19 protein-coding genes and 1 pseudogene are annotated in these 26,959 nt (G+C 61.9%); 13 read left to right on the top strand and 7 right to left on the bottom strand.

Annotation, left to right across the window (positions count from 1 at the left end; translation table 11 throughout):
- The first annotated feature begins 52 nt into the window (after positions 1-52).
- From C84B14_RS13220 to C84B14_RS13190, 7 genes and pseudogenes are all read left to right on the top strand, one after another.
- Complete coding sequence (locus tag C84B14_RS13220; RefSeq protein ID WP_353224777.1) at positions 53-1,126, top strand: endonuclease/exonuclease/phosphatase family protein; 1,074 nt, start codon at positions 53-55, stop codon at positions 1,124-1,126.
- A 130-nt stretch (positions 1,127-1,256) separates the two neighbouring features.
- Positions 1,257-4,886, top strand: coding sequence for an exodeoxyribonuclease V subunit beta (gene recB / locus C84B14_RS13215; protein ID WP_353224775.1), 3,630 nt, complete (start codon positions 1,257-1,259; stop codon positions 4,884-4,886).
- Between the two features lie 904 nt (positions 4,887-5,790).
- On the top strand, positions 5,791-7,707 hold the full coding sequence (gene recD / locus C84B14_RS13210; RefSeq protein WP_353224773.1) for an exodeoxyribonuclease V subunit alpha: 1,917 nt from the start codon (positions 5,791-5,793) through the stop codon (positions 7,705-7,707).
- 21 nt (positions 7,708-7,728) lie between these two features.
- Positions 7,729-8,060: pseudogene (locus tag C84B14_RS13205) on the top strand (type II toxin-antitoxin system RelE/ParE family toxin).
- Between the two features lie 2 nt (positions 8,061-8,062).
- Entirely contained in the window at positions 8,063-8,395 is a 333-nt protein-coding gene (locus C84B14_RS13200) for a helix-turn-helix domain-containing protein (RefSeq protein ID WP_353224771.1), read from the top strand.
- A 1,142-nt stretch (positions 8,396-9,537) separates the two neighbouring features.
- Positions 9,538-10,731, top strand: coding sequence for a reverse transcriptase family protein (locus C84B14_RS13195; RefSeq protein WP_353224769.1), 1,194 nt, complete (start codon positions 9,538-9,540; stop codon positions 10,729-10,731).
- The gene (locus tag C84B14_RS13190) at positions 10,715-11,467 is read left to right on the top strand and encodes a retron Ec48 family effector membrane protein (RefSeq protein ID WP_353224767.1); all 753 of its coding nucleotides are present in this window, start codon (positions 10,715-10,717) and stop codon (positions 11,465-11,467) included. The genes C84B14_RS13195 and C84B14_RS13190 overlap by 17 nt, the downstream gene beginning before the upstream one ends.
- Positions 11,468-11,673: 206 nt before the next feature.
- Here the strand turns inward: C84B14_RS13190 and C84B14_RS13185 are convergent, their stop codons facing one another.
- Positions 11,674-11,976 (bottom strand): AcvB/VirJ family lysyl-phosphatidylglycerol hydrolase, encoded by a 303-nt coding sequence (locus C84B14_RS13185; RefSeq protein ID WP_353224765.1) that lies wholly within the window; start codon positions 11,974-11,976, stop codon positions 11,674-11,676.
- Positions 11,977-12,584: 608 nt separating this feature from the next.
- Here C84B14_RS13185 and C84B14_RS13180 point away from each other — a divergent pair.
- Entirely contained in the window at positions 12,585-14,099 is a 1,515-nt protein-coding gene (locus C84B14_RS13180) for a DUF5666 domain-containing protein (protein ID WP_353224763.1), read from the top strand.
- 953 nt (positions 14,100-15,052) lie between these two features.
- Here C84B14_RS13180 and C84B14_RS13175 read toward each other — a convergent pair.
- The 4 genes from C84B14_RS13175 to C84B14_RS13160 form a co-directional block, all read right to left on the bottom strand.
- Positions 15,053-16,192 carry a GGDEF domain-containing protein gene (locus C84B14_RS13175; protein ID WP_353224761.1) on the bottom strand — a complete coding sequence of 380 codons (1,140 nt, stop codon included), beginning with the start codon at positions 16,190-16,192 and terminating at the stop codon, positions 15,053-15,055.
- A gap of 840 nt (positions 16,193-17,032) precedes the next feature.
- Positions 17,033-17,518, bottom strand: coding sequence for a pyridoxamine 5'-phosphate oxidase family protein (locus C84B14_RS13170; RefSeq protein WP_353224759.1), 486 nt, complete (start codon positions 17,516-17,518; stop codon positions 17,033-17,035).
- A gap of 430 nt (positions 17,519-17,948) precedes the next feature.
- Positions 17,949-18,722 carry an SDR family oxidoreductase gene (locus tag C84B14_RS13165; protein WP_353224757.1) on the bottom strand — a complete coding sequence of 258 codons (774 nt, stop codon included), beginning with the start codon at positions 18,720-18,722 and terminating at the stop codon, positions 17,949-17,951.
- A 166-nt stretch (positions 18,723-18,888) separates the two neighbouring features.
- Positions 18,889-20,382 (bottom strand): protein adenylyltransferase SelO, encoded by a 1,494-nt coding sequence (locus tag C84B14_RS13160; RefSeq protein WP_353224756.1) that lies wholly within the window; start codon positions 20,380-20,382, stop codon positions 18,889-18,891.
- A gap of 257 nt (positions 20,383-20,639) precedes the next feature.
- Here C84B14_RS13160 and C84B14_RS13155 point away from each other — a divergent pair, with 257 nt between their 5' ends.
- From C84B14_RS13155 to C84B14_RS13140, 4 genes are all read left to right on the top strand, one after another.
- Positions 20,640-21,590 (top strand): alpha/beta hydrolase, encoded by a 951-nt coding sequence (locus C84B14_RS13155; protein WP_353224754.1) that lies wholly within the window; start codon positions 20,640-20,642, stop codon positions 21,588-21,590.
- Positions 21,591-21,769: 179 nt separating this feature from the next.
- On the top strand, positions 21,770-22,648 hold the full coding sequence (locus C84B14_RS13150) for an MBL fold metallo-hydrolase (RefSeq protein WP_353224752.1): 879 nt from the start codon (positions 21,770-21,772) through the stop codon (positions 22,646-22,648).
- A gap of 17 nt (positions 22,649-22,665) precedes the next feature.
- Complete coding sequence (locus C84B14_RS13145; RefSeq protein WP_353224750.1) at positions 22,666-23,526, top strand: endonuclease/exonuclease/phosphatase family protein; 861 nt, start codon at positions 22,666-22,668, stop codon at positions 23,524-23,526.
- Between the two features lie 25 nt (positions 23,527-23,551).
- On the top strand, positions 23,552-23,767 hold the full coding sequence (locus C84B14_RS13140) for a hypothetical protein (protein WP_353224749.1): 216 nt from the start codon (positions 23,552-23,554) through the stop codon (positions 23,765-23,767).
- Positions 23,768-23,944: 177 nt separating this feature from the next.
- On the opposite strand, the gene C84B14_RS13135 is transcribed toward C84B14_RS13140, so the two are convergent.
- Both C84B14_RS13135 and C84B14_RS13130 read right to left on the bottom strand, forming a co-directional pair.
- Positions 23,945-24,847 (bottom strand): GGDEF domain-containing protein, encoded by a 903-nt coding sequence (locus tag C84B14_RS13135; RefSeq protein ID WP_353224747.1) that lies wholly within the window; start codon positions 24,845-24,847, stop codon positions 23,945-23,947.
- A gap of 146 nt (positions 24,848-24,993) precedes the next feature.
- Positions 24,994-26,013, bottom strand: coding sequence for a GGDEF domain-containing protein (locus C84B14_RS13130; RefSeq protein WP_353224745.1), 1,020 nt, complete (start codon positions 26,011-26,013; stop codon positions 24,994-24,996).
- A gap of 366 nt (positions 26,014-26,379) precedes the next feature.
- On the opposite strand from C84B14_RS13130, the gene C84B14_RS13125 reads away from it, so the two are divergent.
- Positions 26,380-26,937, top strand: a complete 558-nt coding sequence (locus tag C84B14_RS13125) for a lipocalin family protein (protein ID WP_353224743.1) — start codon at positions 26,380-26,382, stop codon at positions 26,935-26,937.
- Positions 26,938-26,959 lie beyond the last annotated feature (22 nt).

The following is a 26,959-nucleotide window of genomic DNA, read 5'->3' as shown; positions in this document are numbered from 1 at the left end:
GCCCGACGCGTTACCGTGCCGCGCCATCGCAACCAAGAGAGCGGCCGCGGGCGTGAAATATTGTCGAATGCTGGCGTTTCTGATGATCGCCACCGCCGGGCTTGCCCTGGCGCTGGCCAACCTGCTGTCGCTGATTCCCAGCGATATCTGGTGGATTCGCATCACCGACTTTCCGCGCCTGCAAAGTGCGGCGGCCCTGGGCGTACTGATCGCAGGCGCGGCCTGTTTTCTGCGCTGCTACCGGCGCGCAAGCATGGCGCTCATTGCCGTCATGCTGGCAACGCTGATCTACCACGCGGCAGTGCTGTTGCCCTATACACCGCTGCACGGTGCGCTGACCGACAATGCCTGCACGCCCGACCGGCGGCTGACGGTGATGGTTGCCAACGTGCGCCTGCGCAACGACCCGGACGGGCGCCTGATCGAACAGGTTCGCCGCTACCAGCCCGACGTATTCGTGGTGCTCGAAGTCAACGACTCGTGGCTGGACGCCCTCGCCCCGCTCGAACAGAGCATGCCGCACACCATCCACCGGACCACCGGCTCGTATTTCGGCATCGCGCTGTATTCGCGCCTGCCCCTGCATTCGAGCGAGATCCGCTATCTGGCCGGACAGGACACCCCGCAGATCGTCACCGAAGTCGAACTGCGCACGGGCGAACGCGTCGATTTTCTGGGCATTCATCCGCGCCCGCCGCATCCGTCGCAGTCCGCGCTCGGGCGCGACGCGGTGCTGCTCAAGGCCGGGCTGTTGCTGCACGACAGCGACCGCCCCGGCGTGGTCGCCGGCGACCTGAACGCCACCCCCTGGGAACGGGCCGTCACCCACATGCGCGAAATCGGGCGGCTGGTCGATCCGCGCCAGGGCTACGGGTTTTTGCCGACCTACGACGCCCAATCCTGGTGGATGCGCTGGCCGCTCGATCATGTGTTCTACGAGGCCGGCTTCGACGCCGTCGAGCTGACTCGTGGCAACGATTTCGGCTCGGACCACTTTCCCTACGTCGCCCGCCTGTGCCGGGTCGATCAGGCTGAAAGCGAAACCCGCGACCGGCCGAACGACGCCACGATTCGCGCCGCGCGGGATACCATCGAACGCGCGCGTGCACAGAGCAGCGACGGGTAAGCACTCGCCAGCCCGTAGCCGAGACGCTAGCCTACAACGCGATACGCTCGGCGCCTGTCGCACGGCAATGCTTTGGGTTGCCGTGCGCCCCGTGTCGCCCCCGTCGTTGCCCGGCCATGAATACAACCGCATGAGCACCCGCCAGCCTTTCGATGCCGCCACCCTGCCGCTGAACGGCCTGCGCCTGATCGAAGCCAGCGCCGGCACCGGCAAGACCTTCAGCCTGGCCGGGCTCTATCTGCGCCTGATTGTGGAGGAACGCGCCAGCGTGCGCGAGATCCTGGTGATGACCTTCACCCGTGCGGCGACCCAGGAGCTGCGCGAACGCATCCGTGCCCGCCTGGCCGATGCCGCCCGTATCGCCCACGCGCCGGAACATGCCGTTGCCGGCAACGCCGAACACGACTTCACCCGCCGCATTCTCGACCACAGCGACGAAGCGCCTGCCGCGCTTGCCCGGCGGCTGGCGGACGCCGCCGCGCGCGTGGACGAGGCCACCATCGTCACCATCCACGGCTTTGCCCAGCGCGCGGCCAGCGAAAACGCCTTCGAATCCGCCCTGGCCTTCGATCGCGGCGAGCCCATCGACGACCCGTCGATCTACCGCGAAGCGGCCGCCGACTACTGGCGCGAACACGTCTTCGGCAGCCATGCCAACGCCGGCGACACGCTCGCCCTGTGGCCCTCGCCGGACGCACTCTACGCTGCGCTGGCCCCGCTGCTCGCCCGCCCGCACGTGCGCCTGGCCGGTATCGACCACGACCGCCTGGCCACACTCGGCGCCGAACTCGCCCGCCTGTGGCCCGGCAGCGCCGAGACGCTATCGAAAACGCTCACCGAGGCGCTCGAAGCCGACGCCCTGCTCAAAAGCGGCACGCTTTATAAAAGCCTGGCGACTATCGACGATATCGACGCCGAACTCGCGGCGCTGGATCAGCGTATTCAAGACGCCATTGCCGCGGGCTCGGTGCCGGCGCTGCCGGAATGGCTGCGAGCACTGGCTACGCCCGCGCCGCAGTTCAAGAAGGCCGCCAAACATCAGGCGTTTGCCGAACCGCTGGCCGAACTCGCCGTGCTGCCCGTTCTGGCCGAGCTGCAGCCGCTGGCCCGGCTGGTGGCCATCGAAGCCGCCGCCCGTGCCGTGCGGGACCGCGCGGCGCAACGCAAGATCGAACGCCGCCAGTACAGCTTCGACGACCTCATCGCGGCCCTGCACGCGGCGCTGCACACGCCCGGCACCGGCGCCACGCTCGCCGACGCCCTGCATGCACGCTGGCCCTATGCGCTGGTGGACGAATTCCAGGATACCGACCCGCTCCAGTACGCCAGCTTGTCGCGTATCTATCTCCACACACCGCGCGAACGCGGCGCGCTGCTGCTCATCGGCGACCCCAAGCAGGCCATCTACGGCTTTCGCGGCGGCGATATCTATGCCTACCTCGCCGCGGCCCGCGCCGCCGACGAGGCCCGCTATACGCTCACGACAAACTTCCGCTCTACCCAGCAGGTCCTCGATGCCATCGAAGCCCTGTATTGCGTGCCGGAAGATGCGCCGTTTCTGGTGGAAGACATCGATTTTCCGCACGTCGACGCCGGGCGCGCGGCGAACGACAAACGCATCGTCGACGGCAACGGCCAGGAACTCTCGGCGCTCACCGTCTGGCAGCTGAGCGGCGGCAAAGGCACCAAAGGCGAAGACCGGCCGCTGCTCATCGACCACACCGTGACCGCCGTCGCTGGCCTGCTCGACGGCAGCACGCGCTGGCAATACGCCACCGGAAAGGAACAAGCCATCGCGCCGCGCGATATCGCCGTGCTCGTCAACAACCATGGCGAGGCTACGTCCATCCAGGCCGCGCTCGCCGCCAAGGGCATCATGGCCGTCTGCCAGCACCGCGATTCGGTATTCGCCAGCGAAGAAGCCGACGACCTGCGTCTGGTGCTGCGGGCCATGGCCGCGCCGGACGATGCCATGGCCGTACGCGCCGCCCAGCCCACTGCGCTCATCGGCAAGCGCCTGGCCGATCTCATCGCGCTGGCCGACGACGACCACGCCATGCAACAGGCCATCGAACGCTTTCATGTGCTGCACGAAGCCTGGGCCAGCCGCGGTGTGCTCACCGCGCTGGAGCGGCTGTTCGTGGACTGTGCGCCGGCCCTGCTGGCGCTCACCGACGGCGAACGGCGCATGAGCAATTACCTGCAGCTGGGCGAACTGCTCGCCAACGCCGAGGCCGAATGCTTCGGCATGGCCAGCGTCGTGCGTTGGCTGGACGAACGCATCGCAGCCGCTGTCGAGGGCACGGCGAGCGCGGTGGACGACGACAGCCAGCTACGGCTGGAATCCGACGCCGATCTGGTACGCATTACCACCGTGCACGCGGCCAAGGGGCTGCAGTACCCGATCGTGTTCATGCCGTTCGCGCTGTGGCTGGGCACGGCCGGCGCGCCGGACAAGCCGCCGCTGATCTTTCACGACGACAACGGCCATGCGCTGATCGACCTCGTGGGCGACGACGACGCCCACCGCGAACAGGCCGTGCTGGAAGCCCGTTCGGAAGCGTTGCGCCTGCTCTACGTCGCCCTGACCCGTGCGGAACAGGCCCTGGTGGTGGGCTGGCGTGATGCGCCCACGACCCGCGGCAGCGCCCTGGCCAGCCTGCTCGCCCGCGGCGAACAAAGCGCCGATGCCGCCCTGGAACAGCTCGCCGCCGACCTGCCCATAACGCTTGAAACGGTGGACGCGGAACGCGCCGCCCCGGACGTCGAACGCGGGGCCCCGGCGGCTGCCGATACGCTCGCCGACGCCCGCAGCGACCTGCCCACGCCGCGCCTGCGCTGGTCTACCTACAGCTTCTCTCGGCTGGCCCATGCCCCGGCAGACAACCGCCCCGCCGAACTGCCCGAAGCCGGCGCCGAGGACGAACTGGCCAGCGCCGCGGTCGAGGCGCTCGAAGCAGACCCCGAAGGCACCCTGCCCAAACTGGACGAACGGCTGTCCGGCGTGCGCTTCGGCTCGGCGGTGCACGACGTGCTCGAAGAATGGGTAGGCAATACGCAGCGCAGCAACTGGCCCGCGCCCGGCGCGCCTCTCGACGAGGACCAGCGCGACTTTCTGCTCAAGACGCTGCGCCAATACGGCCTCATCGGCGAGGAAGAACGCGACCCGCGTATCGACGACACCGCCGCGCTCATCGCGCGTACCGTGCATACCCCGCTGCCGGAGCTCGGCCCGTTGGCCGAACTGAACCCGCGCCAGACGCTCGCCGAAATGGAGTTCATGCTGCGCCTGCGCGGCAACCGCCTCGGCGCGCTGGTCGAGCTGCTGCGCGAGGCCGGCTACCTGCCCGCCGCGCTCGGCGGCGCCCCGCAGCAAACGCTCTACGGGCTGATGCAGGGCTTCATCGATCTGGTGGTCGAAAACGACGGCGCCTATTACGTGCTCGACTACAAGACCAACCGCCTCGGCGACACGCCGGCCGCCTACAACGCCGCCGGCCTCGAACGCGCCATCGGCCGGGCCCACTACGACCTGCAATACCTGATCTACACCGTCGCCCTGCACCGCCATCTACGCCAGGCGCTTGGCGACACCTACGACCCGGCCCGACATCTGGGCGGGGTGCAGTATCTTTTCGTGCGGGCCATGGATGGTGATACCGACGCCGGCGTGTTTACCGACACGCCGCCGGTCGAGCTGATCGAATCGCTGGATGCGCTGTTCGACGCCGAATTGACGGGTGAAGGTCTGCCGGCATGAGATCGCAACCGTACGCAGCCCACGTAGGTCGGCTTAGACCAAAGGCCGTAAGCCGACATGCCGACGACGCGCTCCTCGCTCAAACCGGAGAGAGCCGCGCCTCGTCTACACGTAAATCGACCGCCTGTCGGTTCTCACGAGTTAATCGGACCTTTGGTTTCGCGCTGCAGCGCGACCGACTTTCGTTTGCTTGTCCAAACGAAAGTAGGCAAAGGAAAAGACACCCGGGTTACGCGTCCGCGCTGCGCGCCGAACCACTGCGATGCGCGGGCCGAAGGGTGTGGCCAGAACTCGGATCGCTTTGGCGATCCTCAAACAGGCTGGCCACATCGGCGCAGTGCGCCGAGCGCCCTTCGGCCCTGTGCTTCTCGTTCGCTCCATACGTGACCCAATACAGGCGCCTAGCCCATAGCGTCGAGTCGCTACGACTACACGCCGGAATCGGGGCAGTTGGTTACGTTCTTGTCGGATTACGCCCTTGGCTAATCGGACCTACAAAAGCCGTGACCTTGAGCGAGCGCCCGCGAGCTTGTCTGTATTCGGGCCCCTTGGGCGCAGCGCCGAGCAGCGCGGAGCGCGAGCGGAAAAAGACGGCCGGGTGTCTGAGCGTCAGCGAGTTTCCGGCCGTCCCGCTCGCGATTCGTGATGGGAGGGAACCGATGCGTAGCATCGGCGCAAGACAGGGTGTCCTTTCTCTTGGGTACTTCTCTTTGGACAAGCAAAGAGAAGTACCTCGCACAGCAGTGCGAAACCCAGAGTACAAATTTACCCGCACAGTTGATCCCGCAACGCCGCACGTCCGCATCGCAATCGCTTTGCAGCTCGAAGCGCGCCCTCGAATTACCCCATTCGGGCGACCCGCCTTACCCACGACGCATCCATGCAAAAGCGATCGAGGCCGCCGATGAACGATTCCCGTACAGGCGACCTGTTCGCTGACGAGCCGGCCCCAGCTGAACCGGCCAAGCCGGCAAAGCCAGCCGACGCGCCAGAGTCCGCAAGGCCCGAAGCCGCCGAAGAAGCAAACCTTTCGGATCTCGACCTGGCCCTGGCCGACTGGGCCCGCCGCCACGGCGCCGACCGGCCCGTAGCCCGGGCGTTCGCGCTGGCGAGTTGGGCCGTTGCCCAAGGCCATACCTGCCTCGCGCTGGATCAGATCCCGACGGCGTTGATGAGCGCCGCCAATCAAGCCGGCCTGCCAGAGGCGCTCACCGCCAGCGATCTGGTGACCGTAATCGACGGGGAAACGGGCGAAGACACGCCTACCCGCCCGCTCGTACTGGAAAACGGCCGCCTCTATCTCCAGCGCTATCACGCCTACGAAACCAGGCTGGCCGAACGTCTGATCGCGCTCATGGCCGCCGAGCCGAACCCCGTGAACGTCGACACGCTCAAACCCGGCAACGGCCTGTTCGCAGCCGACGCCGCCAATCCGAACGCTACCAACTGGCAGGCCGTGGCCGCCTTCGCCGCCCTGCGCCACCACTTCACCGTGATCTCCGGCGGCCCCGGCACGGGCAAGACCTACACCATCGTGCGCCTGTTGCGCGTACTCATCGAAGCCGCGCTTCGCGAGGAACAGACACCGCCGCTGATCGCCCTGGCCGCGCCCACCGGCAAGGCTGCCGCGCGCATGCTCGAATCCGTACGCAACGGCCTCGACGACATGGGCGCAGACGCAACCTTCCACAAACAGCGCGTGGAAGAACACGTACCGCAAACCGCCCGTACGCTGCACCGCCTGCTCGGCCTGACCGGCGCCACCACCCGCGCCCGCTTCAATGCCGACAACCCGTTGCCGTATGAGGTGGTCATCGTCGACGAAGCCTCGATGGTTGATCTACCGATGATGGCCAAGCTCGCGGACGCGATACGCGACGACGCCCGCCTGATTCTGCTCGGCGACCGCTACCAGCTCGCCTCCGTCGAATCCGGCTCCGTACTCGCGGAAATCTGTGCCAACGCCGGGGTGAACCGCTTCACTCAAGACCAGCAAACCGCCGCCGGCCACCTGCTCGCCCAGCCCATGCAAGCCGCGAACCACGCACTCGCCGACCACGTCGTCACGCTACAAACCAGCCGCCGCTTCAACGCCGATAGCACCATTGGCCAACTCGCCGCCGCCGTGAACGCCGGCGACGTCGAGGCTACACAAGCGCTGCTCAACGCAGGCCACGACGACCTCGCCTATCACGACCGGTCAGATGCCCGCGCCATCAGCCAACTCATGAACGATCTGGCCGACGATTACGCCACGCTTTGCGAGGCCACCGACCCAACACTCGCCCTGGCGCAACTCGGCAAACAATCCGTTCTAACCGCGGTCCGCCAGGGCCCCGCCGGGAGCGAAACCCTCAACGCCGGCATCACCGAACGCCTGGCCCGCCGCTTCGACTTCAATCCAATCGAGCCCTGGTACCACGGCCGCCCCGTCATGGTTAGACGAAACGACTACAAGACCGGGCTCTATAACGGCGATGTGGGAATTACGCTTCAAAACCAAGATGGGCAACTTAGAGTCTGGTTCGAGGGGGATAACGGCCTGCGTGGGTTTTTGCCAAGCGCGCTGCCCGCACACGATTCCGTGTATGCGATGACGATCCACAAGAGCCAGGGTTCGGAGTTTGATTCCGTGACGCTCGTGTTGCCGGATTACGACGTGCCGGTTTTGACGCGGGAGTTGTTTTATACGGGGTTGACGAGGGGACGGGAGCAGTTGTCGATTTACTCGCAGCGAAACGCGCTTGAGCAAACCGTTACCCGTCGCGTCTTGAGAGTATCTGGGTTAGCAGAGCGCATCGCCCAACCTGGCGAAAAGTAATCCATTGGCGTACCACCTCGTATGCAGACCGTAGCCGAGACGCCGGAGTTCGCGCGCAAGATTCGCAAGTTGATCGGCGATGCTGACTACCAAGCGCTGATCGCGTATCTGGCAGAACATACAAAAGCCGGCGACCTCATGCGAGGCACCGGCGGCATACGAAAGCTTCGATGGGCTCGAGACGGATCCGGCAAAAGCGGTGGCGTTCGTGTCGTCTACTACTTTCACGACGAACGCATACCCTTTATCTGCTCACGATTTTCGGCAAGAACGAAAAGACCAATATCTCTCAAGCTGAACGCAACGCACTTGCTCAGCTTGTCGCACTGCTCACCAAGGCAGCAGGAGTCTAGACATGAGTGACGCGTTTGAAAGTATCAAGGCCGGCCTCGAACAGGCGATCGCGCATCAAGCGAATAAGCCGAACGAGGTCGTCGTTCATGAAATGTCGGCTACAGACGTTAAGGCCGTACGCGATAAGGTTGGCATGACCCAGCACGAGTTCGCTGCTTCGTTCGGTATCAGTCTCGAGACATTGCGGGATTGGGAGCGTGGGGGTAGGCAGCCGCACGGCCCCGCTCGGGTTTTGCTCAATGTGCTTGACCGGCGGCCTGATGCTGTACTTAGCGCGCTTACAGAGGCCAATGTCATTGCGGCGGCGCACGATGCAAGACCTGACCCTAACTAGATTTCATCGGCCTGGCCGCGCTCACCGTCCCGCATATGTTGCTTGACGCCGTGCTGCAGCGCGCCCATCGAATCCACAGCCGGTGCGGACGAAACGCAACCGTCGCGCGATATCCACACCCCCGTCCGCCGCAATAAGCCCGGTCCGCCTTACCAGGCCGCTTTCGCAGAACATCGCACGTGCCACATTACGTCCACTGGCTTGATCGAACCGGCTGTGTGCACTTAACCACAGCGGCGCGAATGAGCAAATGTTCGGTTCGCTCAGGCCCGGCGCCGTTATATCTATCGGAATACGGCGTTTCAGCACAGCCGGCTCGTCATGATTAAACGAAATGACTATAAGACCGGGCTCTCCAACGGCGACGTAGGTATTGCGCTCAAAAACGCGGTCGGGCAACTTAGGGTCCGGTTTGAGGGGGACAACGGCCTGCGAGCATTCTTGCCTAGCGCATTACCCGCGCACGACACCGTTTACGCGACGACGATCCACAAGCGGCAGAGTGGGAGTTCGATTCTGTCACGCTCGTGCTGCCAAGTTACGACGTGCCGAATCCGACTCGCGAGTTGTTTTATACGGGATCGGCGCGCGTTCGGAAGCTTTCGCAGAGCATGGAGGTGTAGAACATTTCGTTGGAAGACAGGTCGCCCGAACTTCCGGATTGTCAGAGCCGCTTGACGCACAATGCAAGACCTAACCCCGGGCGGATCCGGCGGGACTCGGGGCTCGCCGGACGTATTTGTTTTCGGAAAGCCCATGATGCGGTTAGCGAGGACGCGATACACTTTACAAACCCCGACATCAATTAATCCTGTTACTTGCTATATCTTCGAAAAACCGCTTGAACTTTGATTCACGATAGTGCAGGATCAAACCGTCATGAGCGAACCGCTCATTCGCGGCAGCCTAAGTTACAAACACTACTGTATTTCCGCCTAATTTTTGATTAGGTGCTCACATTTGTGAGCTTTGAGTCTGCACGGCGGTAGCATCCCGCCCCTCCTACCTAGAGGAGGCGACCAAGGGGTAGGCCTAGAGGCAGATATAACCGATGCCTACAGTAGTTTTAGGTGTAAGCGAGGTTATATCTCCTGACCTTCGTGGAGGACCTAGGCCTACACTTCTATCGTTTGGGGGGAACGATGGGATACGAGCCCCAGCTAAAAAAAACTTTTCGCGTAAAAAGTTTTGCGAAGCTTAAAGAGCTTCTTGGGCTAACGACCGCAGACTTTTTGGAAGCGCTTCGTTTGCCTATCGATCAGCAGTACCGACGCAAAGTTATTCCCAAAAAGTCTGGTGCTGACCGCATTGTTTACGATCCCCACCCAGCTCTGCGAAAAATACAAACAAAATTTAAAACTCGAGTTCTAAAAAAGCGAAACATCATCTCTTGGCCGCATTATTTATTCGGGTCGATCCCCAATCCCGCGCCTTATGAAAAAGATATGCTCGCTAAGGACTACGTTACCTGCGCCGCCCAACACGCTAACGCCGGAAGCGTACTCACGTTGGACCTCGAAAACTTTTTTGACAATATCACGCTGTATCAGGTTGAAGAGTTACTAAAAGGATTCTTCCGGATTGAGCCTTTTAGCGCGCGCATTCTCGCTCGAACGTTCTGCCGCGGTGACAGGCTCGTTCAAGGGGCGATAACTTCTAGCTATATCGCTTCGCTAATTCTTTATAGATACGAAGGCGACGTAGTTCGTCGTCTAGAACGCAAAAATATAAGATACACGCGCTATGTCGACGACATAACTGTTTCGACAAAAGTCGCTGATCATAACTTTTTCTGGGAACAGAAGATAATTACCGATATGGTTATCTCGGCTGATCTCAGTCTTAATGCGGCTAAGACGGAAACACAAACTATTTCTACCGCACCAATAATGGTGCACGGTTTGCGAGTCGGGTTCGAACAACCACGACTTTCAGCCGAAGAACTTTCAAGAATACGATCCGCCGTAAAGGGCTTAGAACTTCTAGCGGAAATCCCTAACTACCGAACCACGAAAAATTACAGACATGAATATAACCGCACCCTGGGCCGCGTTAATAAGTTAAAGAGGGTTGGACAACCGAAGCATAAAAATCTAGTGCTTAGGTTAAATCGTATAAAGCCACTTCCGCATCCTGGGGAGATGCGGAGGCTTTCGAAGCGTATCGCTTGGCTTGAGAATTACTATAAGCGCAACAAAGAGCTAAACTACTATCGCCGCAGCTTTTATAAAACTTATCAAGACTTGAATATATTGAAACGTTCTTTCGGCCGTACCGCCGCTATATTGCGCGCGCGTTTGAGGGCTATCAGGCCACCAAATGCTGAACTCGATTAAAAACCTAGTAGGGCTCGTTTCCGCGCTCTCGCCTCTTAAATCGTTCCATTGCTTATTAGCGCTAATGGGCTTCCTATGCGGTATAGGTTTTCTAATTTTTACAGTCGTTTTCGGCATTACGCTGTTTTCTGCCCCGGTAAATAATACGTCGATGTGTTTCGACAGTGCCTGTGTAACGAACTTCTTTAACCTCTTTTCTGGTAGCTTCATAGTCCTAGAAGTTCTTGGGGAATTTTTGACGCTCCTCGTTACCATTGGCGGCGTCCTCATCGCACTTTTAAATTACTTGCAAAGCGTTGAGTCTTCTACCCAGAGCAACTCGATTTCGCACATGAATCTTTTCCTTTCGCAGGTCGAACGAGAGATTGCTATTAAGGAAAGGCTTTCTCCACACTCTTTCGATCTTTTCGTTTGGTACGATCTCGCGTTCTCCGACGCCGGTAACGGCCGCAAGACATTATCGCAGCGATACGTCGATGCGCTAGGACAAATCAATGCTGAAATAGAAAAGACTAATGGCGAACGTAAAGACGAGCGCCTCAGGCTCGATCTCATTGACCATCAAACCCGTTTGAAAAAAGCGTTACGACCTCTCGGAATCACGATCACTTCTCACCCGAAAAATGATTACCTAGTAATTGAGGATCAAATTCTTGATCTCATTACTCGAATAAATCGATCTTTCTGTAACGCTCGCTATACGAAGATTCAGCTTTTTGCGAGAGATTATAGATAGGTTTGGGAACGATTAGCGGGGACAACGGGGGATCCAGGTCGATCCGGTCGATCCGGTCGATCCGGGGACAGTATTTGTATCTTGACTTTTCCGCTCGGCAAGCGTTCTTACTACAGCCCTGCAGCCATGATCCAATATCGCCCGACGCTCAGGCCAAAGAATCATAGCGAGCGCCGTCTACCCCAACGCCCGACTCCGGCAAATCCTTAACCACCGTTAGGCTGTTCGTTCGCAGCGATGCGCTGCTGCAAGCGGTCCGCAAGTCGCTCGTATTCATGATTGAAGTGGTGCCCACCCGGCAATGCGATGACGTTCAGACCTGCGGCTTGAAGTTCTTGGCATATCGCCTCCGGGTCGTCGATACCGTAGATGCATGTGGTGCGATCGGCCGGCAGGCGTCGGGCCTCGGGTAATACCGCTTGGCCTTGCGGGCCCAGGCCGAACCACGAGAGCGGGTGATACTCGAACGTGATGTGGCTGGCCAGGCCCAGCAGTACGATAGGGATCACGGGACAGTATACGCAACTCGCCAGTGCGGCTTCGCTATACGCCAGATCTCGCGCGAGCCGAATCTAGGTGTTCTGTTGTCGATGCTGGCTGGCGAGTTTAACTACCACCGCAAACGCACTACCTGCTCCAGCCCTACTTCCGCTAATTCGACCCGCCACATCGCCCGCCTGAGGCAGAACGGCCACTGTCCTTTGCCTTTTCGCGGTTTCCGTCTGCGACATCGCGCCGTCCGAGCCGCTATCCACGCGTGGGCGTGATGGCCACGCCATACCCCCATGGGCCTTAGCACGGCCCTTTGCGCCAACCGTGCTAGGCGTCGACTATTACCGCACGCGTTGCGGGACATTTGGACTCAGACCGCGCATCGCGAACACGACACATTATTGGCTTCAAAACTTACACGCAACGCTACTGAAACGCTCGATTCAAGGCCCGCCGGGTACCGCCGATAGTCGATTAAGTTGCGTGCAAGCGATCGCCTTAATCGTCGGCAGAACAATCGCTTGACCATGCAACGAATGTGCTGATCCGAGGTTCGCTCGCCTGCGTGTCGCGTTCCGGAAAGGCCGGTGCCCTTTCGTTTAATCGATTGTTTTGGAGAATTATAATGGTTCGAATCGACCTAACCCATCCGGACGCATCGCGTGCCGCGCGCTGGGCCTCCCGTACGACGCTGGCTGCGGCCTGTGCGATTGCTTTGGGCCTGGCCGGTTGTGGCGGTGGTAGCAGCGGCGGTGACGACGACGGCAGCTCCACGAGCACCACCACCGGCTCGACCAGCGACAGTGTGTTCGCCCGCGGGCCGGTGACCGGCTTCGGGAGTGTGGTGGTCAACGGCCGGCGTTTCTCGACCGAAGATGCGGCGATCCTGTTCGGTGACGAGAGCGACGTCGAGGCGCGTCTGCACGTCGGTCAGATCGTGGAGGTCCAGGCACGCCGCAGGAACGGCCTGCTCGTGGCCCAAAGCGTGCGCTACGAGGCCTCGCTCAAGGGCCCCATCACTGCTCTGGCGATCGACAACAACCGCTTCGAGGTCGCCGGCCAATCGGTGAAGGTCGTCGGCGCCACCGTGTTCGACGACGATAACGCGTTGGACACGCTCGCAATCGGCGATGTGGTCGAGATCAGTGGCGAGCGCACGGGCGCCGGTTTCACGGTCGCAAGCTATGTAGACCTCGACAACGAGAGCGACGCGGATGCCGTCACCGTGACAGGTGATATCCGCAATCTCGATACCCAGCTCCGGCGGTTCACCGTGGGCGGTCTGACGATCGACTACGGCAACGCCGAGCTTGAGATCGATCGCGACGGCGGCCTTGCCAACCGATTGCTCGTAAAAGTCGAGGGCCGCCTTGATGCGAACGATGTGCTTCTGGCCGACAAGGTCGAGGACGAATCGTATGACAAGGATTTCTTCGATGACGGCGCCGAAGTGGAATTGTTCGGCCAGATCAGCGAGTTGGCCGGTACGAACGGCTTTGTGCTGCGGGGCGTGACGATCCGCTTTGACGGCAATACCAAGTTCGACGATGGCGGCGTGGTCAATCTCGGAGTCGGCGCAGTAGTCGAGGTCGAAGGCATCGTTGACGATAACGGCATTCTGCTTGCCAAGGAGATTTCCTTTGATGAGGATTTCGGTGATCGGGACGACGACAGTAATGTTGAAGACGACGATCGTCGCGAAGACATCGAATTCGCCGGCCGTGTCAGTTCCGTTGCCAAAAACGCGATCGAACTCTTCGGCGTGACGGTCCGTGTGGAGGATCGCACCCGCCTGCTCGACGAGCGCGACGACCGTCGAACCTTCAGCCTGGCGGATATTCAGCCCGGCGACCGGGTGGAACTGGCTGCGCGTAATGACGACGGCACGTTGTTCGCAAGCCGTATCGAACGTGAGGACGATCAGAAGAGCGATGAAATCGAAGGCTTTATCGATCGCTTCGATGGCGGCCTGCAGGCGCTCGTGGTTTCCGGTGTGACCATCGACGCCACGGCGGCGTCATTCGATAATCTCACCGAATCGGATTTCTTCGCGATGGCGAAGGAAGGCGTTCGTATCGAGATCTCGGGCCGCTTCAACGGCAGTGTCTTCGTCGCCGACGAAATCGAACTCGACGACTAATCCGTTCGCTCATGTCACTGGGTGGGCCTCGTCATCGGCCCCAAGCGAAACGGCCGCGGCGCAATCCGCGGCCGTTTTGTTGCGCCGAAGCTGCGCCCGGCACGCGTCACCCATTGCCATACACTCGGCTGGTGCCGGGTCGCTGGCGGATGACTTACAGCCGGTAGATTGCCTTCGCCCAGCCGGGCATATCGCCCACGGTTGCTTGAAGGTCAGAATATGACGTGGCGGTGCCTTCGTCTTCGAGCTGACGAACACCCGGGCATGGCCGCACGGTGCAACGGCGGCACGAATATACCTTGGGTTGCGTACGTATCGCTCCCGAATCTTATGGTCCGCGCGGGCCAGGGCCTGTATACCTAATTCAAAAATGGTGGCGGTCAGTTCGCGATTCCGCCGCGACAGCACGGCGTTCTGAAACACGACACGGCCAGCAATTAGACAAGTCGCATTACCCCGCGAGGCGGGGTTGGCCGCGTTCATTTAGCCTGCCCAATAGCCCTGCACGTCAACGTAACAAGCCGCTTATTGGCGCCTAAAGCATTGCTGCGAGCGCGGACGTTCCAGACACAGTCAGCCCGCGTCGCCTTCTGCACCGGGCGGATACGGTGCCACGAAAACCCCGCGCAGTGCGCGTTTAAAAAGCGGGTTCAAGGCGCTGACTTGGGCGAATCGACCGCTCGGTTCTTTCGAGGTTTCGAACTGCGCACATGCCTTCAACCACTAAACAGCAACCACGCCGGCGCGTTATCCCCGTGGTGCGCAGTAGCCTCGCCCGATGATTGCTCAGGTTGTGCGATCGCGAGGCATCTCGGTACATCGATCCTCTGCGAATATGGAGCGTTGTACAGGTCCCGACGACGATCCGTTGTCGTTTGCCGTGCATCCTTAGAGACCCAAGGCCTCATCCGGACGCGGTCGTCGTCATCGCGCGTGGTGGTATATCACGCCATCTACGCAAACGCGTCCTTGACCATGTCCCGCAGGCCCTCGTAGTCGTGGCGGCATACGCAGTTGCGCCCCGAACGTTTGCCGTTGTACAGAGCGGCGTCCGCCCGGGCTACGGCCGCTTCGAGGGACTCGGAGAGGTCGGGCAGCATGGCGCTGACGCCGAAGGTGGCGGTTACGGATAATGTTTTGTTGCCTTCGACTGCGTCGGTTTCGATCGCCGTTTCCACGACCGCCGCGCGCAGGTCCTCGGCAATACGTACCGCGGTATCGAGGGGCGCACCGACGAGCATGATGATGAACTCTTCCCCGCCCCAGCGGGCGAGATGATCTGTTTCGCGCAGATTGGATGCGAGCGTTTCACTCACGGCTTGCAGCACGCGGTCGCCCACGTCGTGCCCGTGTGTATCGTTGATCTGCTTGAAATGATCGATATCGCAGAGAATCAGCGACAGGGATGCGCCGGTACTCTCCTGGCGCTCCTTTTCGAATCGCCAGGCGTCGACCATGCTGCGGCGGTTGAGCAGGTGTGTCAGCGAATCGGTGGTCGCAAGCAGGTGCAGTTCGCTTTCTGCTCGTTTGATCAACCAGAAATAGTTGGCGACCATAAAAATGAGAATCGACAACGCAGCAGATAGATTGAAATAGTGCAGTCCGTCCACCACGTGATTGGGCAGTACGTGAACCGGCGCCCGGCTACGAACCAGAATATCCAGGCCGACAACCAGAACGGTGGCACCGATCACGGACAGAATTTTGCTCGGAAGACGTTGGAAATCGGCAACGATCAGTACCGGAATGGCGAGAATCGCGTAGAAATAGAAACCGGTTTCCCAGCCGACCCAGTACGACGCCAGCACTGCGTGGGCGAGCACTTCGAATATCACGAAAAAGAACGCAATCCACGGGGCAAGGCCTCGGCTGAGAAGAAATGCGGACGTTGCGTAAAGCGTCACGCTACCGACGTTCACCAGTGCCAGTGCGGTCACGCCGTTCAAGTAGAACAGAACGACGAACGATAAATGGCACACGATGCCGACAAACGACGTGCCGAGCATCAATCGCCAGAACGAGCGCGCGGCGCGGTGTGTGGAATCCAGCGCGCTATTCGCCATCCGGCGGTTTTCTTCGAGTTCTCTTATCACGAAAGCGAGGCCCCCTGTTCGCAATTCCTGACCGACCCGGTTTCCAACAGGGCCTGCTTGTATCGCGTATATCGGCCGTTACGCTGCGTTTTTGAAGCGAAGTCGGCGCGCCCCAAAATCAGCCACGCCCCGGCAATAGAAATTCCAATTACCTCGCTGTAGCCTATTGCTCATGACAACCGGTGGCCGCGATGGCACGCATCCGAATGCGGAGCTGATGTAGCGATTCGTTGCCAGCGGGATTGATGTCGGCCCACATAGATCGGACGCGGTCACCGGACTCTCGGGCCGGCAGTGCGCCTGCGAAAGACGCCCCTACTTAGCCACCGCGTTCTACGCTATTTACGCGCGCTGAAGGATTCGTGCGATACGTGTGCTCAATGGATGCGCACTGTTTGAGAGCAGATACGCAGCACACACGAATTACGGATTCGCCCTTCCCGACGTGCACGCCGGATCGGCATGTGGTAACCCTTGATACCGCTGGGTAGATTAGCGATACACCGACATCGGGCACGCTGCGCCAGGTTACCGCCGGTGTACGTTTTCGCTGTGCCTCACCAGCGCCGTGGTGTACGAAGTCGCGCGCCATGCTGGACGACGATCATGACTACAAGCGGCGATCCAGTTCGGGCTCCAAGCTCAATGCGGTATCGCAAGAGTCGGAGCTTCAACCCGTCAACGCCTTTTCTCATCCGTCTCCACAGCTATCCCTAACGCGTCGCATGTCGGAGTTACGAAGCCCACGGGGTGTTTGGTCTGCCGGCATCAGACTCAGCCGGCGTCTCAAAAAAAACGCCCGGCGAACCGGGCGTTTTTTTACTTCATCGGTCAGGCTGATCAGCCGCCGAACTTTTCGTTCTCGCCGATATCCGGGGTCTTGTCGCTCTTGATATTGGCCTTGGCCATTTCATAAAGCTGGAAGACCTTGCTTTCCTTGGCCGCCCAGTGCTCGCCCATCTGGATATCGATTTCGAGCATGACGACGTCCGGATCTTCCTTTTCCGGCAGCCAGGCTGCGACGCCCGGGTTCCAGTAGCGGTCGATCTTGTCCTGGTCGTCGGTGATACGCGCGGTGCCGGACATCGATACATACACGCCCTCCTCCTGGTCGGAGAACGTCAGGCAGACTTCGCTGTCACCCTTGGCTTCGAGCACCTTTTCCGAACTCCGGCGGGTGTAGAACCAGATGGTGCCGTCGTAGTCGTCCTGCACCAGGTGCATGGGGCGGGCACGGGGCACGTCTTCATCCAGTGTGACCAGCATCCCGACCTGAATGTCTTTGATCAGGTTCCAGATTTTCTGCTTGTGTTCAGGGCTAGACATAATCTTGCAATCCTTCGAATGCCATAGAAGTAAGTCGAACGCCGCCGGCGAACCGGGCGTTCAATCGTGATACGCAAGCGATCACGCCGGCAAATCCCTGCAGACGTGCGCGTTCGCGATGGCTGACGCCCCGCCCCGGTCGTGCCGGTGCGGTCTTTTGCCAGCATAGCGGGCGCAGGCGCCTGGCGGGCCGCACGGACCGCGGTTTATTTGCGCATCCGGATAACGGTACGCGAACGCAGCTGCCGTGGACGCCGCAAAGCCGGCCAAATGTATCGCACGCCCTGGATGCGGCAGCAGACAGCGTGACCTTTTCGGCTCGAGGGTAAGCAAGCACCCGACCACGCGAGCGTCGCACCGCGATCGATACGGCTGGGCGTTCGATCCACCCTGGCGCTTGCCGGAGTCGCTGCGTGTCGTACCGTGTGGCTTAGCGTGCGATATTCACGCCGCCGTCGACCACCAGCGTAGAGCCCACCACATAATCCCCGGCGCGCGAGGCGAGATAGATCGCGGCAGCGGCCATGTCTTCGGGCTCGCCGATACGACGCGAGGGAATACGGTCGGCGATCTCGTCGCCGTGGTCACGGGCGACCTTGTTCATGTTCGAGGCGAACGCGCCGGGGGCGATGGCGCTGACCACGATGCCTTCGGGTGCCAGACGTACGGCCATGCGCTTGGTCAAATGCGCCAGGCCAGCCTTCGAGGCGTGGTAGGAATAGGTTTCCTGGGGGTTGAGGGACAGTCCGTCGATAGACGCGATATTGATGATCTTCGCGAGCGGGCCGGCCGCGCGGGCTTCGAGCAACATGGGCTTGAACGCCTGGGCCAGAAAGAACGGCGCTTTCATGTTGAGATCCACCGCCTTGTCCCAGCCACTTTCGGGAAAGGTATCGAATTCCGCGCCCCAGGCCGCACCGGCGTTGTTCACGAGGATGTCCAGGCTTTTCTCGTGTTCGCCGTAGGCGGTAAGCAGGCCGTGAATACCGTCCATGGTGGACACGTCGGCCGGCAGCGAGGCACAGGGGCCGATCTCGGAGAGTTCCTTCGCGGTTTCGTCGCAGGCCTCGGCCTTGCGGGCGCTGATATAGACCCGCGCGCCCTGACGCAACAACCCTTCCGCGATCATGCGGCCAATGCCCCGGGAGCCGCCGGTAACGAGCGCACAACGACCTTCAAGCGAGAAAAGAGCGGCGGTATCCATCGCAAATCCTTTTATATGTCTGTTTATTCGATCGGCCTCGCACCCCGTGCACGGGCCAGCCGATCGAGAGTGGCGAAGCGCTTTCCGGGCGTCAAACCCGCGCGGCTATTCGACACACCCGCTCGCTCGAGCCAAACGATCGGCGGCGGCCGCGTCGTGTTCCGGCTCAGGTGCCGCAGAAGGTGCGTTGGACCACTTCCTCCGGCGCCGGCGGCCGTGCGTAGTCGGCGAGCTCGGGATGGTCTTCGAACGGGCGTGCGACCACCGCAAGCAGTGCCTCCAACGGCTGATAGTCGCCGTCCTCGGCGGCGTCGATCGCCTGCTGTATACGGTGATTGCGCGGAATATAGGCAGGATTGACGGCGCGCATGGCCACGCGACGTGCTGCGTCGTCGCGGGTTTCTTCGGCCAGGCGCTGGCGCCAGCGCGCGGCCCAGCCGTCGAACGCGGCCGGGTCGTCGAATAACGCGCGTACGCCATCATCGCGGCTGTCCGACGCCTGACCCAGATCGGCCAAGTGCCGGAAGGTCAGCGTGAAGTCTGCGCCCTGCTCGGCCATGCACTTGAGCAGATCGTAGGCCAGCTCGGTGTCCCCCTCGCGGCGCTCCTGCAGCCCGATTTTGGCGGCCAGACCGTCGTGATACGTATTTTCGAAGCGCTCGATATAACGTTCGAGCACCGCCTGGGCCTGCGCTATGGCTTTCTCTTCGTCGTCGTCCAACAGCGGCAGCAGGCATTCGGCGAAGCGCGCCAGGTTCCACTGGCCGATACCGGGCTGCTGGTTGTAGGCATAACGACCGCCGCGGTCGATGGAGCTGTACACCGTTGCCGGCTTGTAGTTGTCCATGAAGGCACAGGGGCCGTAATCGATCGTTTCGCCGGCGATGGAGACGTTATCGGTATTCATCACGCCGTGGATGAAGCCCACGAGCAACCACTGCGCGATCAGGTCGGCGGTGCGGGCGGCGACCTCTTCCAACAAGGCGTGATAGGGATTGTCGGCATCGGCGACGTGCGGGTAGTGGCGGTCGATGACGTAGTCGGCGAGCGCGCGCACCGCTTCGTTATTGCCCTGCCGATAAAAGTATTCGAACGTACCCACACGCACGTGGCTGGCGGCAACGCGGGTGAGCACGCCGCCCGGCTCGGCACGCATGCGAAGCACCGGTTCGCCGGTCGCCACCATCGCCAGTGCACGGGTTGTCGGAATACCCAGGCCAGCCATGCCTTCGCTGACGACGTATTCACGGATCACGGGCCCCAGGGCGGCGCGGCCGTCACCCCGGCTGGAAAAAGGCGTGCGTCCCGCGCCCTTGAGCTGGATATCACGCCGTGCGCCGTTGCGGTCGATGATCTCGCCCAACAATACCGCGCGGCCGTCGCCCAGCACGGGCGAGAAGTTGCCGAACTGGTGCCCGGCATAGGCCATGGCCAGGGGCTCGGCCCCCTTCGGCACGCGATTGCCGGCCAGAATATCGAGCCCTGCCGGGCTTTCGAGGGCCTGCGCGTCGAGGCCAAGCTGCACCGCGAGGGGCCGATTGACCCGAATCAGTCGCGCCGCCGCTACGGCGGTGGGCATCGCGCGGGCGTGAAATTCGCTCGGCAGTCGGGCATAGCTATTGTCGAGCACGAACGGCTCGGCGGCAGCGGTTTCGGTCATGGCAATGCCTCCGCGGCAAAGGATGTCGCAAGCGTCATGTCGAGCGCTAACTCGACTCGACGTTCTCAACAATGCGGGCCTTGAGCGCGACGTTCAACGGCTGGATATGGGTGTATCAAGGTGTACGTAGTCATCGCGCACGCGCCGCGGCACGTGCGGGCCGCGCCCGACGGCGATCGAAAACCCAGGGCGTGCACGACCTCGAACAATCGTGCTATCAAGCCCGCTGTATACATCCGCCTGGATAAGGACGCCCCATGGCACTCACCCCCGAAGTCGCCCGCGTGGTCGCGAAGATGCGCGAAGCGGAAATCGCGTTCACCGATCTCGGCTTGGCAGAAGCGCGCCAGTTCTATATCGACACGCTGGCGGCGAGCGGCGGCGAGCCGGTGCCGATGGGCGAAGTCTTCGAACATGAGCTCGCGCTCGCCGACTCTCGCCTGGCGGCACGGCGGTACCGCCCGCAAGGCCTGGCCGAAGGCGCGGCGCCCACGCTGGTGTACTTTCACGGCGGCGGCTGGGTGCTAGGGGATCTGGAATCGCACGACCGTATTTGTCGGCAACTGGCCCAGCGCGCCGGCTGCCAGCTTGTAGCCGTGGATTATCGCCTGGCGCCGGAACATCGCCTGCCGACCGCCTCGGAAGATGCGATCGCTGCCTACGGTTATCTGGTGGAGAACGCGGCCGCGTTCGATATCGACGATCAACGCCTCGCGGTGGGCGGCGACAGCGCGGGCGGCCATCTGTCGGCCGTGGTCGCCCTGGCCGCGCGCGACCAGGGCTGGCCACTGGCCCTGCAGGTGTTGATCTACCCCGCCACCGACCTGCGCCAAGCCGCCGGCCAGTATCCATCGAAGGTTCGCAACGCCAACGTGCCGCCGCTTACCGCCGAGCTCATGGCCTGGTTCGGCCAGCGCAGCGCGGATGCCGGTACCGACCCGCTCGACTGGCGGGTGTCCCCGGTTCTGGCGTCGACCCTGGAAGACACGGCGCCGGCGCTCGTCATTACCGCCGGCGCGGATGTGCTCATGGACGAAGGCGTGCTCTATGCCGCGCGCCTGGCCGACGACGGCGTCGACGTCGATCATGCCCACTACCCCGGCGTGATTCATGGCTTTATCGAAATGCATGCCTGGCTGGCAGCGACCGGCGACGCCATGGACCGCGTCGCCGCGGCGGTTCGTGCCCGTCTGGGCATCGTCGGCTAGACCCTTCATCACCGGGCCACCGACGGTTTCGTTCGCGACAACTTGCGCCCCACCCAGCGGCTCGGCTTTGCATGGCTGCCAGGCCGCGACCCATTGCGACGCGCTATCTGTGCCGGCTAGACGCGGCGAGCACGGCGCGGGTTAAGATCGGCCTGTCGACCCAACCGCCTCGATTGCCGATGAGACCGCCCGCCCTGTTTCGCGCGAGCCTGTTCTTGGGCCTGCTGTTCGCCGCGTGTCAGGGGCTTGCCGCGGAATACGTCATCGAGCGGATGAAGGACAACGTGTATCGCTTCACGGCCGGCAACTATCGCTCGGCCTTCATGGTGACCGATGCCGGCATTATCGCCACCGATCCGCTCAACCCCCGGGCCGCGGCCTGGCTGAAGGACGAACTGGCCCGGCGCTTCGATGTGCCTCTGCGCTACGTGATTTACAGCCACAACCACGTCGATCACAGCTACGGTGGGCAGGCGCTCAATGGTGACGGCGTGTATTTCGTCGCCCATCGGCTGGCCCGCGCCGACCTGGTACACACCCGGGCGGACACACGCATTCCCGATATCACCTTCGACAACGAAATGACGTTGTACCTGGGCGAGGCCCGCGTGGCGCTGCGCTACCACGGCGTCAACAACGGCCGCGGCTCGGTGAGCATGCACTTTCAGCCCGCAAACGTGATGTACGTCGTCGACTGGATCGTGCTTGGTCGCATGCCCTACAAGAACCTCAAGGGCTACGATATCCAGGGCATGATCGACAGCACCGAGGATATTCTCGCAACCGACTTCGAGCTGTTCATCGGTGGCCATGGCGACGCCGGCGACAAGGCAGACGTTGCCCGCTATCTCGCTTATCTGAACGCGCTCTACGACAGCGTGCGCGACGGCATGCTCGCAGGCCGTTCGCTGGCGCAGCTGCAGGACGATATCCGCCTGCCCGAATTCAACGAGCTGCGCATGTACGACGCCTGGCTCAAGCTCAATATCGAAGGCGTTCACGACACGCTCATCGATAAGTCGTATTTCGATATGCGCCCTGATGTGCCCGCCAATTGAGCCCAAGCCGCGTGCGCATGGCAACGGCCCTGATCGGCCTGACATTGATCCTGGCCGGCACCGGCTGCGTGTCGGTGCCGCCCACGCATGTGATCAGCGGCGACGGCTTTTCTGCACCGGCCTTGGCGCCTGAGCGCATCGCGCTGATCAGCTGGAACATTCAGAAGCACAAGGGGACAGGCTGGCCCGCCTTCGCCAGGCAGGGCCCGGCGGCAAAGCGGTTCGAGACGACCAGCCTGCTGTTGCTGCAGGAGGCCTGCGAGCCGCAGCAAAACCCACAAGACGCGCTCGGCGCGGCCTTTGCGGCGGCCGACCTTGGCTGGGTGTTTGCGCCGAGCTTCCGGTCTCGCTTTCTCGGCTGCGGCGGCGACCAGGCAACGGGCGTACTGACCGCTTCCTCGGCAAGGCCGGTCTCGCGTACTGCCCTGCTGAGCCAGAATCGAGAATTCGGGATCACGCCCAAGTCCACGCTAGTTACACGCTATCGGTTGGCCGGTTCGGCGGATACGTTGCTGGTGGTCAATACCCACCTGCTCAACTTCGAGTGGCGCAGCCTGAACGATTACACACAACAGGTCAGCGCCATTGGGCAGGCGATTGCGGCGCACGACGGGCCCGTCATCCTGGCCGGTGATCTGAACACCCGCAACGCCGCCCGCCAGGCCATCGTGGACAGGATGGTCGCCGCGCACGGTTTGAAGCCCGTCTTCGGCAAAGACCTCGCGGGCCGCACGAAAGCCATCATCGGCGGCGATCTGGCGCTGGATCACATCTATTACCGCGGTCTTCGCGTCGTCGAAAATGGCGTTGTGGGTCACGAGTCCGACGCGGACATATCGGACCACAACAGACTGTCGGTTGGTTTTACGGTCGATTAGCAGCGCGACTAGAGAGCACGCCCCGATGCCCACGAGCAAGCTACCGCTCGCTGCCAGAGAGCCTGCTCCGATCAACGATCCCATAAACGCGCTGGCGCTGAGTTACTGGACGGTGATCGTTGTCAGCGTCTTCGTCGCCGCTGCCTGTATCTGGCAAAGTCGAAGCAACCCGCTTGCCAAGGTGATACTGACGTTGCTGCTCGCCGGCGCAGTACAGCTCGCGGTTGAATTTCGCCCCTGACGCATCCGAGCCGCTTGTATGGCCAATGTCTGCCGGCGATTTCATATCCAACGCTATGCCTTCTCCCCCTGCCCCTGCCCCTGCCCCCGCTTTGGCTTTGGCTTTGGCTTTGGTTTTGGTTTTGGCCGCGCGCGATTCAACATTTTAGGCTCGTTTGCGTGCCGAGCCGAGTCGGGCTTAGTGGCAGTCTTCTGCCAGAACCACGCGATTGCGCCCACCCGTTTTGGCGATATAAAGCGCAGCGTCGGCCTGGCTCAGGAGGTCGTGGCTGCGGCGCCGGTTGGGGCCGGCCACGCTCACACCGATGCTTACCGTCACCCCGGGCGTTTCTCCAGGCTTCGCCTCGAAACAGACTTCGGCGACGGTCTTGCGTAAACGTTCCGCGACCGTAAGTGCCTGCACCGCGGTGATGTCGTATAGAACCGTGGCGAATTCTTCGCCGCCGAGTCGGGCGAACAGATCACGACGCTTGATACGCGCACCGCAGGCGCTGGATATGGCACATATCACCGCGTCTCCTACCGGATGGCCATAGCGGTCGTTAATCGTTTTAAAGTGATCGATATCGAGAAGCAGTAACGCTATGCGGCTGTCGTGCGTCTCGTATTGGACCAAGGCTTCGTTGAGTGCGGCCATCAGGCGACGACGGTTCGGAAACCCGGTCAGTTCGTCGGTTTCGCTCAAGCGCCGCAGCCGCTGCTCCATCTCGTGGCGGCTGGTGATATTGCTTGCCAACCACAGCACCGCGCGCTCCCCGTTGACGAGCGAGCGTAGCGGCTGCACCCGCCCTTCGAAGCGAATGGGCGCAGCCGGTCCTTCGCTTGGGTCAACGCCGGCCACGTCGGCGGCTGCCAACTCGTATTCGACGATACGCAGACAGTCCGCGGCCAGCGTCGCCCGGATTTCGGCCAGAAACCAGTCGGCCCGGGCCGGCGGCAACACGTCGTAGAGACTGAAGTCCACGAGACAGGAGCCGTCGTGATAATGATCGCGATCCTGTCCGCCAAAGATCGCGGCATAGCGACCGCTCTCGGTGAGCACAAGAACAGGGTCCGGCAGCGCGGCAAGCGCCTCCTCCATGAGTTGCGTCGTCCGCCGGTCGAGATTTTTGATGTGGATACCCCGAAGGTTCAGATACCTGAATCTGCCCCCTCTTCGATCCGTCTGCAAGTAGCGCGCCCGCTCGCTTTCCTCGGGCGCGCCTCCACCCCGTTGCGGGGCATGCGCTAACCGACGACCCGGTTGCGCCCGCTGGACTTGGCTTGGTAAAGCTTTTCGTCGGCGATGTGCAGCATGGGGTCGAGCTGTTCGCCCGGGCCGGTAGAGCTGGCGACGCCGATGCTGGCGGTGAGATAAAGCACGCAGTCGTTGTGTCGACAGCGCAGCGCTTCGATCGCCTCACGCAGACGTTCGGCCAGCTGCCTCGCCGCGCCGTTGTCGGTATGCGCCAGCAGGACACAGAACTCCTCGCCGCCAAGACGGCAGGCCACATCTTGCGAGCGCGTGTGTTCGCTTAGCGTCCGGCCGACTTCCCGTAGCACCGCGTCGCCCGTGGCATGGCCGTAGTCGTCGTTTATGCCCTTGAAGTGATCCAGGTCGAGCATCAATACGGATACCGGATATGCACCTGCGTTTGCCAGGCGCCGGAACGACTGCTCCAGCTGCGCCCGGTTGGGCAGCCCGGTCAGTGAATCGGTGAGCGCCTGCTGCGAGAGCTGTCGTTCCGCGGACTCGCGGCTCGCCTCGTAGAAGTAGGAGAACAGGTAGGTCCAAACCGTCACCGCCGCGATATTCGCCGTGGCGCCGGGGGCCTCCACGACCGAATCGACGCCGAAGCGCCACAGGAACAGGCCCGCCGCAATCGCCAGATACAGCCCGGAGGATAGGCCGCCCAGCCGGCGACCGAGCAGCAGATGGGCGGTGAGCGGCATGACCATCACCCAACTGAATACCGTAACCGACGTGGTGGGCAAAGCCAGCGCATACAGCGTAGCCGCGTAGATGGATACCAGATAGCAAAGACACCAGCGGCGCAGGTGGTGGGTAGTACGAACCACGGGCAGCATGGCCACCGCCAGCACAGCAATGGCCAAATCCACTGCCATCAGGCCATAGCGCCCGGCGTTGAGGTTCACGACAAAGAAAACCAGACCGAACAGCGCCGTAACCGTTAATAGCAGGCGCAACAGATGACGGCGATGGCGATACGACAGCGGCATGCCGTAATCGGGCGAGGCTGGGCTCATGGCTATCCCTGGCGATACACGGCGCATATGCGCGTCCCGGTATAACGCGTCGGTTATCGGCCGTCGGCGCGATTGTTTAAGTTTTTCATCGGTAAGGAACAATGCCCGCTGCGGGCAACACAGACGGCGATTGCGGGTGTGAATCGCCCGCAAATGCCGGAAGCGACGTTTTGACCTACCGGAAAACGGCACGAACGCGGCGATCGCCGAGCATGTCTATCGCCAGATCCGGCCCTCGCCGTTCAGCCGGCCACGGACCATCATCGAAGCGTCGATGCTGATACCGTCGGCGGACGCCGGGGTGGCCCACGGCGAAAAAAGAGCCGGTAGAATCGCGCAATCGCCCGCCTGCCCCGTATCCCGACCATGCCTTACCGCCATTGCCCTGTCTGGCTCACCCTGCTCGTCGCTGCGAGCCTGCTTGCCGGCTGCGTGGGCATTCCCAAGGGCACAAGCGCGGTTGAACCCTTCACGCTGGATCGCTATCTCGGCCGCTGGTACGAAATCGCGCGCCTGGATCACGGCTTCGAAGAAGGTCTTGACTGCGTGACGGCGACTTACAGCACCCGCGACGACGGCGGTGTCCGGGTCGTCAACCGCGGCGTGGACCTCGACGAGGGCAAGCCCGACGAGGCGATCGGCCGAGCCTATTTCGTGGACGGCGAAGACCGGGCGCGCTTGAAAGTCAGTTTCTTCGGCCCGTTCTACGCCGGCTATAACGTGCTCGCACTCGACGACGGCTACCGAACCGCCATCGTGGGTGGACCGAATCGCGACTATCTCTGGATCCTCGCGCGCCGGCCGGAACTGCCCTCGGTTGAACGCGACGCCTGGGTGAGCCGTGCCCAGGCGATGGGTTTCGACACCGCAGCGCTCGTCTACCCTGAACAGGGCGAGGTCTGTGCGCCCTATCGCGAGTCCTAGGTGTGATCTTTCAGTAGGTTGT

Source organism: Salinisphaera sp. C84B14, from assembly GCF_040361435.1.
GTDB lineage: Bacteria > Pseudomonadota > Gammaproteobacteria > Nevskiales > Salinisphaeraceae > Salinisphaera.
This window is presented reverse-complemented; position numbering and strand designations above follow the sequence as displayed.

Coding starts and splice junctions, on each gene's coding strand:
- C84B14_RS13180 (WP_353224763.1), top strand. CDS start 12,585: ATGGTTCGAATCGACCTAACCCATCCGGACGCATCGCGTGCCGCGCGC.
- recD (WP_353224773.1), top strand. CDS start 5,791: ATGAACGATTCCCGTACAGGCGACCTGTTCGCTGACGAGCCGGCCCCA.
- C84B14_RS13190 (WP_353224767.1), top strand. CDS start 10,715: ATGCTGAACTCGATTAAAAACCTAGTAGGGCTCGTTTCCGCGCTCTCG.
- C84B14_RS13195 (WP_353224769.1), top strand. CDS start 9,538: ATGGGATACGAGCCCCAGCTAAAAAAAACTTTTCGCGTAAAAAGTTTT.
- recB (WP_353224775.1), top strand. CDS start 1,257: ATGAGCACCCGCCAGCCTTTCGATGCCGCCACCCTGCCGCTGAACGGC.
- C84B14_RS13145 (WP_353224750.1), top strand. CDS start 22,666: ATGGCAACGGCCCTGATCGGCCTGACATTGATCCTGGCCGGCACCGGC.
- C84B14_RS13150 (WP_353224752.1), top strand. CDS start 21,770: ATGAGACCGCCCGCCCTGTTTCGCGCGAGCCTGTTCTTGGGCCTGCTG.
- C84B14_RS13135 (WP_353224747.1), bottom strand. CDS start 24,847: ATGGAGGAGGCGCTTGCCGCGCTGCCGGACCCTGTTCTTGTGCTCACC.
- C84B14_RS13170 (WP_353224759.1), bottom strand. CDS start 17,518: ATGTCTAGCCCTGAACACAAGCAGAAAATCTGGAACCTGATCAAAGAC.
- C84B14_RS13155 (WP_353224754.1), top strand. CDS start 20,640: ATGGCACTCACCCCCGAAGTCGCCCGCGTGGTCGCGAAGATGCGCGAA.
- C84B14_RS13165 (WP_353224757.1), bottom strand. CDS start 18,722: ATGGATACCGCCGCTCTTTTCTCGCTTGAAGGTCGTTGTGCGCTCGTT.
- C84B14_RS13160 (WP_353224756.1), bottom strand. CDS start 20,382: ATGACCGAAACCGCTGCCGCCGAGCCGTTCGTGCTCGACAATAGCTAT.
- C84B14_RS13200 (WP_353224771.1), top strand. CDS start 8,063: ATGAGTGACGCGTTTGAAAGTATCAAGGCCGGCCTCGAACAGGCGATC.
- C84B14_RS13125 (WP_353224743.1), top strand. CDS start 26,380: ATGCCTTACCGCCATTGCCCTGTCTGGCTCACCCTGCTCGTCGCTGCG.
- C84B14_RS13130 (WP_353224745.1), bottom strand. CDS start 26,013: ATGAGCCCAGCCTCGCCCGATTACGGCATGCCGCTGTCGTATCGCCAT.
- C84B14_RS13140 (WP_353224749.1), top strand. CDS start 23,552: ATGCCCACGAGCAAGCTACCGCTCGCTGCCAGAGAGCCTGCTCCGATC.